Origin of the sequence: Streptomyces sp. NPDC052043 (assembly GCF_044548235.1) — a bacterium.
In the GTDB taxonomy this organism is placed as follows: Bacteria; Actinomycetota; Actinomycetes; order Streptomycetales; family Streptomycetaceae; genus Streptomyces.
Map to the genome: position 1 here is coordinate 160,728 of NZ_JBIUBT010000014.1, position 12,365 is coordinate 173,092.

General features: G+C 73.8%; 14 protein-coding genes. 8 read left to right on the forward strand and 6 right to left on the reverse strand.

Annotated elements, in window-relative coordinates:
* Positions 1 to 4 precede the first annotated feature (4 nt).
* Positions 5 to 1,612 carry an alpha/beta hydrolase gene (locus tag ACIHCX_RS30460; protein ID WP_400035094.1) on the reverse strand — a complete coding sequence of 536 codons (1,608 nt, stop codon included), beginning with the start codon at positions 1,610 to 1,612 and terminating at the stop codon, positions 5 to 7.
* Between the two features lie 263 nt (positions 1,613 to 1,875).
* On the opposite strand from ACIHCX_RS30460, the gene ACIHCX_RS30465 reads away from it, so the two are divergent.
* Both ACIHCX_RS30465 and ACIHCX_RS30470 read left to right on the forward strand, forming a co-directional pair.
* Entirely contained in the window at positions 1,876 to 2,541 is a 666-nt protein-coding gene (locus tag ACIHCX_RS30465) for a chaplin (protein WP_400035096.1), read from the forward strand.
* 102 nt (positions 2,542 to 2,643) lie between these two features.
* Entirely contained in the window at positions 2,644 to 3,420 is a 777-nt protein-coding gene (locus tag ACIHCX_RS30470; protein WP_400035098.1) for a GNAT family N-acetyltransferase, read from the forward strand.
* Positions 3,421 to 3,451: 31 nt separating this feature from the next.
* Here ACIHCX_RS30470 and ACIHCX_RS30475 read toward each other — a convergent pair whose 3' ends face one another.
* Positions 3,452 to 3,718, reverse strand: a complete 267-nt coding sequence (locus ACIHCX_RS30475) for a GlsB/YeaQ/YmgE family stress response membrane protein (protein ID WP_400035100.1) — start codon at positions 3,716 to 3,718, stop codon at positions 3,452 to 3,454.
* A 125-nt stretch (positions 3,719 to 3,843) separates the two neighbouring features.
* Entirely contained in the window at positions 3,844 to 5,223 is a 1,380-nt protein-coding gene (locus ACIHCX_RS30480) for a cryptochrome/photolyase family protein (RefSeq protein WP_400035102.1), read from the reverse strand.
* 195 nt (positions 5,224 to 5,418) lie between these two features.
* Between ACIHCX_RS30480 and ACIHCX_RS30485 the strand changes: the two genes are divergently transcribed.
* Complete coding sequence (locus ACIHCX_RS30485; protein ID WP_400035104.1) at positions 5,419 to 5,778, forward strand: YciI family protein; 360 nt, start codon at positions 5,419 to 5,421, stop codon at positions 5,776 to 5,778.
* A gap of 87 nt (positions 5,779 to 5,865) precedes the next feature.
* Positions 5,866 to 6,774: an aldo/keto reductase gene (locus ACIHCX_RS30490; RefSeq protein ID WP_400035106.1), complete on the forward strand. Its 909-nt coding sequence runs from the start codon at positions 5,866 to 5,868 to the stop codon at positions 6,772 to 6,774.
* A 45-nt stretch (positions 6,775 to 6,819) separates the two neighbouring features.
* On the opposite strand, the gene ACIHCX_RS30495 is transcribed toward ACIHCX_RS30490, so the two are convergent.
* On the reverse strand, positions 6,820 to 7,527 hold the full coding sequence (locus tag ACIHCX_RS30495) for a dienelactone hydrolase family protein (RefSeq protein ID WP_400035108.1): 708 nt from the start codon (positions 7,525 to 7,527) through the stop codon (positions 6,820 to 6,822).
* Positions 7,528 to 7,899: 372 nt separating this feature from the next.
* On the opposite strand from ACIHCX_RS30495, the gene ACIHCX_RS30500 reads away from it, so the two are divergent.
* From ACIHCX_RS30500 to ACIHCX_RS30515, 4 genes are all read left to right on the forward strand, one after another.
* Entirely contained in the window at positions 7,900 to 8,274 is a 375-nt protein-coding gene (locus ACIHCX_RS30500; protein ID WP_400035110.1) for a BlaI/MecI/CopY family transcriptional regulator, read from the forward strand.
* Positions 8,271 to 9,206, forward strand: coding sequence for a M48 family metalloprotease (locus ACIHCX_RS30505; protein WP_400035112.1), 936 nt, complete (start codon positions 8,271 to 8,273; stop codon positions 9,204 to 9,206). The genes ACIHCX_RS30500 and ACIHCX_RS30505 overlap by 4 nt, the downstream gene beginning before the upstream one ends.
* Positions 9,207 to 9,295: 89 nt before the next feature.
* Positions 9,296 to 9,694, forward strand: a complete 399-nt coding sequence (locus ACIHCX_RS30510; protein WP_400035114.1) for a VOC family protein — start codon at positions 9,296 to 9,298, stop codon at positions 9,692 to 9,694.
* Positions 9,695 to 9,768: 74 nt separating this feature from the next.
* Positions 9,769 to 10,839, forward strand: coding sequence for an adenosine deaminase (locus ACIHCX_RS30515; protein ID WP_400035116.1), 1,071 nt, complete (start codon positions 9,769 to 9,771; stop codon positions 10,837 to 10,839).
* Here ACIHCX_RS30515 and ACIHCX_RS30520 read toward each other — a convergent pair.
* Together ACIHCX_RS30520 and ACIHCX_RS30525 are read right to left on the reverse strand one after the other, a co-directional pair.
* Entirely contained in the window at positions 10,821 to 11,336 is a 516-nt protein-coding gene (locus ACIHCX_RS30520; protein ID WP_400035118.1) for a DinB family protein, read from the reverse strand. The genes ACIHCX_RS30515 and ACIHCX_RS30520 overlap by 19 nt on opposite strands.
* A gap of 89 nt (positions 11,337 to 11,425) precedes the next feature.
* Positions 11,426 to 12,319: a LysR substrate-binding domain-containing protein gene (locus ACIHCX_RS30525; RefSeq protein WP_400035120.1), complete on the reverse strand. Its 894-nt coding sequence runs from the start codon at positions 12,317 to 12,319 to the stop codon at positions 11,426 to 11,428.
* Positions 12,320 to 12,365: the final 46 nt, after the last annotated feature.

The following is a 12,365-nucleotide window of genomic DNA, read 5'->3' on the forward strand; positions in this document are numbered from 1 at the left end:
CCGGTCAGCCGCCCGCGTCCGGCTCCCGGTCCGCGCCGCAGGAACTGCCGTCGGCCGGCAGGGAGCCGTACAGCAGGAAGTCGTTCACCTTCTTGTGCACGCACCGGGAGGACAGGTACCCGGTGTGCCCGTCGGCCCTGTTGTCGAGCACCACGGCGGACGGGCCGAGCCGCCGCGCCGTCTCCAGCGTCCAGCGGTACGGCGTCGCGGGGTCGCCGCGAGTGCCGACCAGCAGCATGCTCGCCGTGTCGACGTTCTTCACCTTCTCCCGGATGAAGTCGGTGCCCCTGGGGCGGCCGTAGCACATCAGCAGCTCGCTCAGCCGGGCGCGGCCGAAGACGGGCGATGCCTGCTCGTACGCGGTGCTCAGCCGGCCGAGGTCCTTGACGAGCTGCGCGGCGCCGGGCCGGTCGGGGTCGTCGGCGCAGTTGACCGCCATGGTCGCGGCGGGCTGGTTGTCCGGCGGGATCTCGGCGGAGCCGGCCAGATGGCCGTCCGCCGGACGCGGCGCTCTCGGCCGTCCCGGCAGGGTGCCGCCACCGGCGGAGAAGGCCTCGATGCGGTGGGTGTCGCCGTCCTCCACCAGGGAGGCGATGGCCCGTTCCAGGGAGGGCCACAACTGCCTGCTGTAGAGCGCCTGTCCCATCGCCCTGGCGAGGTCCTGGCCGGACAGCTTGCCGCCGAACCCGTTCGGCACCGGGTTCGCGTCGAGCGAGCGGACGAGCTGGACCACCTGGTCGCCGGCCGCGCGGCGGTCGTTGCCCCACGGGCAGGCGATGTCCCGCACACACCAGTCGAGGAAGTCGTCGAGCGCCGTCTGCTGCGCCTCGGTGGCGACGAGCCCCTGCTCGGCCAGCGGCTCGGTCAGGGTGTCGACCCCGTCGAGGGCCATCCTGCCGACCTTGCCGGGGAACAGCGCCGCGTACACCGCGCCGAGCCGGGTGCCGTAGGAGAAGCCCAGGTAGTCGAGCCGGCCGTCGCCGAGCGCCTGGCGGATCACGTCCAGGTCCCGGGCCGCGTCGACGGTGCCCATGTGGGCCAGGACCGGGCCCGAGCGCCGGGCGCACTCGGCGGCCGTCCGCTGCCACTCGGTGAGCTTCTCGCGGGCGACCTTCGGGTCGCCGAGGTTCCCGTTCCCGCCGGTCATCCGCGCCGCCCGGTCGTTCGTGTCCAGGCCGCAGCCGACCGGGGAGGACCTGCCGACGCCCCGCGGGTCGAAGCTGACCACGTCGTAGCCGTTGGTCAGGTCCATGAACCGCCCGCCGTCGGTGGTCAGACCGGGCAGGCCCGCGACGCCGGGACCGCCGAAGTTGAGCAGCACCGAGCCCTGGGAGTGGCCGGTGGCCCGGTAGCGGGCCAGGGCGAGCTCGAGGGTGCCGGCGCCGGGGTGGGCGTAGTCGAGGGGAACGGTGACCTTGCCGCACTGCAGGTCCGCCGGGGCGCCCGCCTCGCACGCCGACCACGTCACCCTCTGGCGGTAGAACCGGTCCAGACCGCCCGGCGCGCCGTCGTCGGCCCCCGCGGACAGTCCGGTGCCGAGGAGGGTGAGCGTGGCGGCCCCGACGCACGCGCGGCGCCGGGTCGCGCGCCGCGTCGACAGCTTGGCCGGCATGGGCGCCTCCAGCAACGCTCCGCAGCGGACCGGGAACAGGCCTTCGCCCACCTTAGGCGGACATACCGGGCGCCGCCTCCCGGCCCGGCCGCCGCACGTGCCGTATCCGGACCCGCCGGCGAGAGGCGGCGGCTTCGCGCGCTGTTCGACCACAGGCCCCCCGATGGGGTGAAAGGGCGACAGGCCATAACCCCAAATCCTTCACCAGCGTTTTACGGGGTGCGGGTGAGCGCCCGCGACCATGTCTGGAAGGCAGGGAACCTATGAAACGGGTCACGCGGAACAGTGTGATCGCTGTGGCCGCCGCCTCCGGCGCGATGGTGATGACCATGCCGGTGTCCGCCTTCGCGGCGGACGGCGCCGCGGCGGAGGGCGCCGCGGCAGGCTCGCCCGGTGTGCTCTCCGGAAACACCATCCAGCTGCCGGTGGACATTCCGGTCAACGTGTGCGGGAACACCGTGGACGTGGTGGGACTCCTCAACCCGGCGGCGGGCAACCGGTGCGCCAACGCGTCCGACGGGAGGGACCGGACGCCGGCGGCCCACGGTGCGGCGGCACAGGCCGACGCACAGGATTCCCCTGGTGTGGGATCCGGCAACTCCATCCAGCTGCCGGTGCACGTCCCGGTGAACGCCAGCGGCAACAGCGTGAACGTGGTGGGCATCGGCAACCCGGCCTCCGGCAACACGTCCACGAACAACACGCCCGGTCCGCAGGACGCCCCGGCGCCCCCGGCGCCCGTACGGTCCGAGCCGCAGGCGTTGCCGAGGCCCGTGACGCGCCCCGAGCCCGCGGTGGTGCCTCAGGCGCAGGTGGCGCTCGCCCACACCGGTGCGGACCAGTCCGTGCCGATGGCGGCCGCGGGCGCGGCCCTGGTGCTCGGCGGCGCCGTCCTGTACCGGCGTTTCCGGCCCGGCGCGTTCCGCTGACGCGGACCCGGGACCGCGGCACGGGCCCACCGGACACCTGACCGGTGGGCCCGCGCCGTAAATCTGTTGCCGTGGACGTCCGCGGTTTGGTCCAGTTGGCGTATGGATCAAGCTGAGGTACTCGCCCTGTACGACCGGGACCTGCGCGTAGGCGCTCGGCCCGACGGCCCCAGTACGCGTGTGGAGCGTGCCGGGAACGTGGTGCGCCAGATCGGCTCGGAGCAGGACTGGAACGGGGTGCTCTGGTCGGACGTGGACGAGGCCTCCGTGGACGCCGCGATCGCCGAGCAGACAGCCCGCTACGGTGACTCCGGCCTCACCTTCGAGTGGAAGGTGTACGGGCACGACCGCCCGGCGGATCTCGGGCAGCGCCTGCTGGCCGCCGGCTTCGCACCCGAGCCGGAGGAGACGCTGATGATCGGCGACATCGCCGAGCTGCACCTCGACGCCGAGCCGCCCGAGGGCGTTCACCTGCGCACGGTCACCGACGAGGCGGGTGTCGACCTCCTCGTCCGCGCGCACGAGGCGGCGTTCGGCACGGACGGCTCCCGACTGCGCCACGGCGTCCTCGCCCGGCTCGCCGCCGAGCCGGACACACTCGTCGCCGTGGTCGCCCTCGCTGGGGGCGTGCCGGTGAGCGGGGCGCGCATGGAGCTGGTGCCCGGCACGGGGTTCGCCGGCCTGTGGGGCGGCGGCACCGTCGAGGGCTGGCGGGGCAGGGGCATCTACCGCGCTCTGGTCGCCCACCGCGCCCGTGCCGCCGCCGACCGAGGCTACCGCTACCTCCAGGTCGACGCCTCCGACCAGAGCCGCCCGATCCTCGAACGCCTCGGTTTCGTCGCGCTGACCACCACGACGCCGTACGTGTACGAGCCCTGAGGCGCCTCCCGGGCCGAGCGCGGGCGCGCCGTCACCGGTGACCCGCCTTCGCCCGGTCCAGCGCGGTGACACCCACCGCGGCGAGGGCGATCTGGATGAGCCACTCGATCCAGTCGACCCCCTTGGTGTCCGCGACGCCGAGCGCGGAGGCGATCGCGGCGCCGACCAGGGCGGCCACGATGCCGATGAGGATCGTCCAGAGGATGCCTATGTGCTGGCGGCCGGGGACGACGAGCCGTCCCAGGACACCGATGATCAAGCCGATGACGATGGCGCTGATGATGCCCGTGATCTCCATCTTCCGTCCCTCTGCGTCGTGACCCCCCGCGTCCTTCGAATGCCCGCTGGAACCGGAGCCACACCGGGCGGTTCCCGCGTGGACGCCGATCCGACCGCCGCCGGCCGGTCCGCCGGCGCGGCTCCTCAGTCACGGCCGCGGGCACGCTGGAAGCGGGCCAGTCCCTCGGACAGTTCCACGACCGGGTCCGGGTAGTCGAGGGCGGCCCGCGCCGGCCCCTGGAGCTTCCACGGCTCGTGCACGGCCGGCCCGTCCAGACCGGAGAGTTCGGGCACCCAGCGGCGTACGTAGGTGCCGTCGGGGTCGTACCGCTTGGCCTGGGTGACGGGGTTGAGCACCCGGTTGGGCCGGGTGTCCGTGCCGGTGCCCGCCATCCACTGCCAGTTGAGCTGGTTGCTGGCGAGGTCGCCGTCGACCAGGTGCCGCAGGAAGTGCCGTGCGCCCACCCGCCAGTCGACGTACAGGGTCTTGGCGAGGAAGCTCGCGGTCAGCAGGCGGCCCCGGTTGTGCATCCAGCCCTCGTGCAGCAGCTGGCGCATGGCCGCGTCGATGATCGGATACCCGGTGCGGCCCTCCCGCCACGCCTCGACGTCCTCGCGCGCGGCCCGCTCGGACCGCCACCGGTCGTGTTGCGTGCGGTAGTCGGCGCTCGCCGCCGAGGGCCGCGCCGCCAGCACCTGACGGTGGAAGTCGCGCCAGGCCAGCTGCCGGACGAAGGCCTCCGCGCCCGGACCGCCGACGCCACGCGCCCGGTGCACGAGTTCGACCGGGGAGAGGGTGCCGAAGTGCAGGTGGGGGGAGAGCCGGGACGTGGCGTCGCCGGCCAGGTCGTCGTGGCGCTCCGCGTAGGCGCCGAGGCCGGAGCGCAGCCAGGCCGCCAGCCGTTCGCGGCCCTCCGTCTCGCCGCCGGGCGGCAGTCCCGCCGACAGCTCCGCGGCGGCCGGCCGGGAGGGCGGCTCCCCGGAGGCGACGCCGTCCGGGACACGGACGGCGCGGGGGGCGTCGAGCGGAGTGCGCAGCCACTGCCGCGACCACTGGCGGAAGTAGGGAGTGAAGACGGCGAAGTGGTCCGAGGTGGCCGGGGCCGGCGTGCCGGGCGTGACGGCCGTGGTCACCGTCTCGTGCACGTGCAGCCGGCGTCCGTCCGCCTCCAGCGCGTGCCGCAGCCGCTCCTCCCGGCGGTGGGCGAAGGCGCTGACGTCGGCCGCCATGTGGACGTCGTGGGCGTCGGCCTCGCGGGCGACGGCGCACACCTGCTCGACGAGGTCGCCACTGCGGACGACCAGCCGGCCGCCGCGGCGGCGCAGTTCCGCGTCGAGGTCGTGCAGGCAGTCGGCGAGGAACGCCAGCCGGTTCGGGGCGGCGAAGCCGGCCCTGTCCACGGCGCGGTCGCGCACGAACAGCGGGACGACGAGCGGGGAGGCGTCGAGAGCGGCGCGCAGCGGCGGATGGTCGTGCACCCGCAGGTCGGCGGTGAACAGGACGACTGAGACGTTGCTCCGCATCACCCCGGATCACTTCCACCGGGCGGGCCCTCACGGATGCGTGCCGCGTTTTCCATGGGCCGATCGTGTGACGGTGGCTGCCGCGCGGCGATGGCTGGGAAAATATTCCGCCGAAGCCGTCGGGCGAGGTGCCGGCGAGGGGCCCGCCGTTCGTGCGAAAGGCGGGACGACGGCACGACGCCTAAGGAGACCGTCATGACGTACTACCTGCTCAGCGTGATCCAGCCGGCCGATGGTGAGCCGCCCTCGGCCGAGGCGCTCGCGCGGATCATGCACGACGTCGAGGGCTTCCACCAGGAGCTGCGCGAGGCGGGCGCCTGGATCTTCGCCGGCGGGCTGCACGGACCGGAAACCGCAGTCGTCCTGTGTCCCGGGGACGGCGGTGAGGTGCGGGTCACCGACGGCCCCTACACGAAGGGCGAGGAGTACCTGGGCGGTCTGTGTCTCATCAAGGCGGCCGACCGGGACGCGGCCCTGGAGTGGGGTCGGAAGGCGAGCCTGGCCACCACCCTCCCCATCGAGGTGCGGCCGTTCCTGCACCCGGCCGGGGACTGATGCCCGGCGGGCACCGGCTCCGTCCGGCCTCGCGAGGGCCGGCGGCCGTGCTCCGCGGATCCTCACCGGGTGTGCGAGACTCCGCCGATGTCTTCCGAAACGATCAACGCGGACGCCGCGGGCACCTGGGAACTCGGCGACCTGCCCGTCCACCGCGTCGGACTGGGCGCGATGCGGCTGACGGGCAGCGCCGCCTTCCACCTCGGCACACCGAGCGACCGGACCCGGTCGATCGCCGTCCTGCGCCGGGCGGTCGAGCTCGGCGTGAACCACATCGACACGGCCGCCTTCTACTTCTCCGCCCGGCGCTCCGCCAACGAGCTGATCAACAGCGCGCTGTCGCCCTACCCCAAGGACCTGGTCGTCGTCACGAAGGTCGGCCCGTTCCGCACCTACTCGGGGGAGTGGGGCCCCTCCGCGCGCCCCGACGACCTGCGCGGCCACGTCGAGGAGAACCTGCGTCAGCTCGGCCGCGACCATCTGGACGTGGTGAACCTGCGGCGGATGCGGCAGGACTCCATCGCCGAGCACTTCGGCGCGCTCGCCGAACTGCGCGAGGAGGGCCTGATCCGCCACCTCGGCGTCTCCGACGTGGAGCCGCGCCACCTCGAGGAGGCCCGGGCCATCGCGCCGGTGGTGTGCGTGCAGAACCGGTTCGGGCTGGATCTACACGACCCCGGCACCGAGGAACTGCTGCGGGTCTGCGGCGAGGAGGGCATCGCCTTCGTGCCGTTCTTCGCGATCGCCGGCGAGGGCGGCTCGCGGGGGGCGGCGGGCGGTGCGCACGACAAGGAGGTCGAGGCCGTCGCCCGGGCCCACGACGCCACACCGGCACAGGTACGGATCGCCTGGACCCTCCAGCAGGGCCCGCACGTACTGGCCATCCCCGGTACCGGCGACCCCGACCACCTCGTGGAGAACGTGGCCGCGGGCGCCCTGCGCCTCACCGACGAGGAGATGGCCCGTCTCGACGCGCTGCACACCGGGGCCGCCTGAGCGGCCTCCCGCGCCCGCCGGCCCGGCCGCGACCTCCGGTCCGGGTCAGTCCAGCTGCCGGTGCAGGAACGCGACGGTGCTCTGCCACGCGCGGGCCGCCGAGTCGGGGTCGTGGCTGGGGCGGTGATCGTTGAAGAAGGCGTGGCCGGCCGGGTACATGCGGAAGTCCGCGGTGACGCCCGACTGCCGCCGGATCGTCTCGCGCAGCGCCTCGACCTGCTCCGGCGGAATGCTCCTGTCCTGCTCCCCGTAGTGGCCGAGGAGCTGGGCGCGCAGCCCCGAGAAGTCGGGCAGCTCGCCCCGGACGGCGCCGTAGAACGGCACGGCCGCGCTCACCCGCGGCTCGACCGCCGCGAGGTACAGCACGAACCCGCCGCCCATGCAGAAGCCGACCGCGCCGACGGTGCCGGAGGTGACCTCGGGCCGGGACAGCAGGTGGTCGACGGCTCCGGAGAGCAGTTCGACACCGCGGGAGACCGGCAGGGCCTTCAGCAGCCGCTGAGCCTCCTCGGCGTCGTGCGCCACGCTGCCGCCGTACAGATCGGGCGCCAGGACGACGAAGCCCTCGGCGGCGAGCCGGTCGGCCACGTCGGCGATGTGGTCCGTCAGCCCCCACCACTCCTGGATGACGAGGACGCCCGGACCGCTTCCCGACGGGGGCAGCGCGAGATAGCCGTGCGCGGTGGCTCCCGCGCTCGGGAAGGTGACGTTCTGCCGGGCGGGCGTCTCGGCGGGCCTGGGCCGCTCGGGCATGGCGCTCAACTCCTTGCCGGACTGCGGATCGGCGCCCTGCCCAGAGGCGGCGGGGGGCCCGCGGATCCTTACCACGTTCGCCGTGCCGCCTCCGCCCGCCGTTCACGGTCCGTTTCGCACCCCTTCGTACGGTACTGCCCGCGGTCCGGTCGTGCAGCGCGCCACCGTCCGCGCCGGGCTGCGGGCGCGCGCGTGCCCGCAGCCGTTCCCGTTCCCGTGGCCGTCTCCGCGACCATTCCCGGCGGCTCCTCCCATAATGGGCGGGCGGTCCCGGGTGGACGGGCGCGGCCGCGAGCGGAACGCGGCGCCAGAGTGACTACAATCATGTAGACGATCTACGACTGTGGGCGACGACGGGGTGAGGAAGAACCCATGACGGACGAGGACAAGGACGAACGCCGACCGGCCGGCGAGCTCGAGGCCAGTGTCATGGCCGTCCTGTGGACCGCGGGCGCGCCCCGGACCCCCGGCCAGGTCCAGCTGGGCCTCGGTGCCGGCCTGGCCCGCACCACGGTCACCACCATCCTGACCCGGCTGTACGACAAGGGCGTCGTCGAGCGCCACCGTCAGGGGCGTGGGTACGCCTACTACCCCGTCCAGGACGCGCACGGGCTGACCGCCCGCCGCATGCACTCCGAGCTCGACCGCGACACCGACCGCGAGACGGTGCTCGCCCGGTTCGTCGCCCAGCTCAGCCCCGACGACGAGCGTGTCCTGCGCGACCTGCTCGAATCGGGTGAGCGATGACCGCGGCCCTGCTCCTGCTGCTGCCCCTGCTGCTGCCGTTCGCCGCGCCGGCCCTGGCCCGGCGCGCACTGGACCGCCTCGCCCCCGTCACCGCGTTGTGGATGATCACCCTCTTCGCGGTCGTGCTCGCCGGCTGCTCCCTCGCCGCGCTCGGCGCCTTCGTCCTCACCGGCCTGCTCAAGCTGCCCCTCGTCGCGGCGCTGGGCAAGTTCGTCCACCCGCTGTCCACCGCCTCCGACCTGGTGGTCGTCCCGGCGGCCGCGATCTCCGTCGGGGCGCTCGCCGTGTGCGCGTGCACGCTCGGGCGCGCCGCGCTGAGGGAGTTCCGCGCCTTCCGCAGCGCGCACACGGAGGCCGGCCGCAGGCCCGCCGCCGGCGACCTGTGCGTGGTGGACTCCCCGCACCCGGACGCCTACGCGCTGCCGGGCCGCCCGCACCGCATCGTCGTCACCACCGCGATGCTCCGCAGCCTCGACGCGGCCGAGCGCGAGGCGCTGTTCGCCCACGAGCGGGCCCACAACCGGGGCGGCCACCACTACTTCCTCGCCACCGCCGAACTCGCCGCCCACTGCCATCCCGCGCTGCGGCGGGTCCGCGGGGCGATCCGCCTCGCGGCCGAGCGGGCCGCCGACGAGGCCGCGGCCGCGGCCGTCGGCGACCGCCGCCTGACCGCCCGCGCCATCGCGCGCGCCGCCCTGGCCGGCCAGGAGGCCCGCTCCGTGCGCCCGGAGTTCGCCGCCGCCGCCACCTCCGGCCCGGTTCCGCACCGCGTCAGGGCCCTGCTGGCCGCCCCGCACGTCACCCGCCGCGCCGCGACCCGGGTCGCCGCGCTGCTGATGGCCTGCGCCGCGGTCTCCTTCGCCGCGTCGGCGACCGGCATGATCGACGTCCATCACCGGGTCGAGGTCGCCCAGGGCGAGCCCTCCCGCTGAACCCCGTTCGACCGCCGTCCGGAGTGACTGGCGCCCTCGACGTTTTACGTATAACCTCACCCGACGATCGCACGTTCCGAAAGGTCCCGATGAGACGCATCGCCCTGATCACCCTCGTCGTCGACGACTACGACGAGGCGATCCGCTTCTACACCGGGGCGCTCGGCTTCCGGCTCGCCGAGGACGCCCCGCGCCCGGACGGCTCCCGCTGGGTCGTCGTCGAACCGGGCGGCGGGACCGGGACGGCCCTGCTCCTCGCCCGCGCCCGGACCGCGCCCCAGCGCGCCCGCGTGGGCGACCAGACCGGGGGACGCGTCGGGTTCTTCCTGCACACCGGCGACTTCGCCCGCGACCACGCCCGGATGCGGGCGGCGGGCGTGACCTTCCTGGAGGAGCCCCGCCAGGAGCCGTACGGGACGGTCGCCGTCTTCGAGGACCTGTACGGCAACCGCTGGGACCTGCTCCAGCCCGCCCCCGACGCGGGCTGACCCGCCGCACCCCACCACCACCGCACAGCACCACGCACACACCACCACCGCTCGACTGCCCTAGGAAACGCCCCATGACCGCGCCCCGCATCGACACCGACACCCTCCGCCGGCTCCCCAAGGCCGTGCTGCACGACCACCTCGACGGCGGTCTGCGCCCCGCCACCGTCGTCGAGCTCGCGGACGCGGTCGGCCACACCCTGCCCACCACCGACCCCGACGAGCTGGCCGCCTGGTACTACGACGCGGCCAACTCCGGCGACCTGGTCCGCTACATAGCCACCTTCGAGCACACCCTCGCCGTGATGCAGAACCGCGAGGGCCTGCTGCGCACCGCCGAGGAGTACGTCCTGGACCTGGCCGAGGACGGCGTCGTCTACGGCGAGGTCCGCTACGCCCCCGAGCTGATGGTCAACGGCGGGCTGACCCTCACGGAGGTCGTGGAGACCGTCCAGGAGGGCCTCGCCGCGGGCATGGCGAAGGCGGCGGCCCAGGGCACGCCCGTCCGCGTCGGCACGCTGCTGTGCGGCATGCGGATGTTCGACCGCTGCCGCGAGATCGCCGACCTGGCCGTCCTCTACCGCGACGCCGGTGTCGTCGGCTTCGACATCGCCGGCGCCGAGGACGGCTTCCCGCCCGCCGACCACCTGGACGCGTTCGAGCACCTGCGCCGCGAGAGCGTGCCGTTCACCATCCACGCCGGCGAGGCGCACGGTCTGCCCAGCATTCACCAGGCCCTCCAGGTGTGCGGCGCCCAGCGCATCGGGCACGGCGTGCGCATCACCGAGGACATCGTCGACGGCAAGCTGGGCCGGCTGGCCGGCTGGGTGCGCGACCGCCGGATCGCCCTGGAGATGTGCCCCACCTCCAACCTCCAGACCGGCGCCGCCACCTCGATCGCCGAGCACCCCATCACGGAGCTGAAGGACCTCGGCTTCCGGGTCACCCTCAACACCGACAACCGCCTGGTGTCCGGCACGACGATGACCCGCGAGATGTCCCTGCTGGTCGAGCAGGCGGGCTGGACGGTCGAGGACCTGCGCACGGTCACGGTCAACGCCCTCAAGAGCGCCTTCATCCCCTTCGACGAGCGTGTGCGCCTGATCCGGGACGTGGTGCTGCCGGGCTACGAGTCCGCGCTCTGAAGCAGCCCCCTGACATAGGCGGCCTGTCCGGCGTGCTGGAGATCGTCGGACAGGACGCTGACCAGGCGCACGCCCAGCGTGACCGGCGGGTCCCAGCCCTCGTCGACGACGCGTTCCAGGTCCTTGGCGGTCAGCTGCCGCAGCGCCGTCAGGGTCTGCTCGTGCACGGCGTCGTAGTAGCCGGTCAGCAGGTCACCGGAGTCGACCCGCACCTCGGCGACCTTCGCCGGACTGTGCCCGTACCCGGTGTCGTGGCGGTTCAGGGGGAGTCCGAAGCGCTTGTGCCAGTCCCGCGCGAGCCACACCTGGTCGAGGCCGAACGCGTCGGCGACGTGGTCGTCCTGCACGCGCGTGAGGTGCCAGACGAGCCAGGCCACCGAGTTGGCGCCGGTGGCGGGACGGGCGTTGAGCAGGTCGGCCGGCAGGCCGTCGACGGCGGCGTGGACTTCTTCCCGGATGCGGTCGTAGCCGTCGACGAGGATGTCCTTCGCATGCATACGTCCACCTTGGCGTATCGCTCTCCGTCCCGCGTCCGGAACCGGGCTGCGTCAGGCGGTGTCAGGCGGTGTCCGTCAGGCGGCTTCCGTCAGGGGAGGTCCGGCTCCTCCGGTTCGAGGAGGGCGATCAGGGCGCGGGCCGCCGGACTCGTGGCCTGTTCGGGCGGCAGCAGGGCGACGGTCTCGTACGCGGTCTCCGTGGCGCCCTTGAGCGGCAGCGCGGTGAGCGAAGGCCGCTTGTGCCGGAAGTGGCGGGGGACGACGGCGATGCCCAGGTTCTCGTCGACCAGGTCGAGCAGGCTGTGCACGTCGTTGACCTCCAGGGCCACCGTGCGCCGGACGCCCGCGGCGGCGAAGGCCGCGTCCGTGGTCCTGCGCGGTCCCCAGTCCGGGTGGAAGTCGACGAAGACCTCGCCGTCCAGGTCCCGCGGCGTCAGGACGGCTTCGGCCGCCGCCAGCCGGTGCCCCGGGTGGCACAGCACCGTCATCGGCTCGCCGGCCAACGACACGGAGCGCAGCTGGTCGGTGTCCGCCCGGGTCCGGTAGGCGAACGCCAGGTCGAGCCGGCCGGCCGCGACCTCCTCGGCGAGGGCGCCCGAACCCGTCTGCCGCAGCCGTATCTCCACGTCCGGGTGGCGCCGCCGGAACGCGGCGAGCAGTCCGGCCACATGCACCCCGGCGATGCACTGCTCGGTGCCCAGCGAGAGCGTGCCGCGCAGCACGCCCTGCACCGCCGCCACCGCCTCGTGGGCCGCCCGCACCTGGGCCAGGATCCGCTGTGCCTCGCCGAGCAGCGCGCGCCCGGCCTCCGTGAGCGTCACCCGGCGCGTGGTGCGCACGAACAGGGACGTCTGCAACTCCCGCTCCAGGGCCCGGATCGACGCCGAGAGCCCTGACTGGGAGACCATCAGGCGCTCCGCCGCCCGGGTGAAGTGCCGGTCCTCGGCGACCGCGACGAAGTGCTGGAGATGACGCAGTTCCATGATTGAGAAGCGTAGCCGTTGAATCCCATCGGATTCTCCTGTTGGA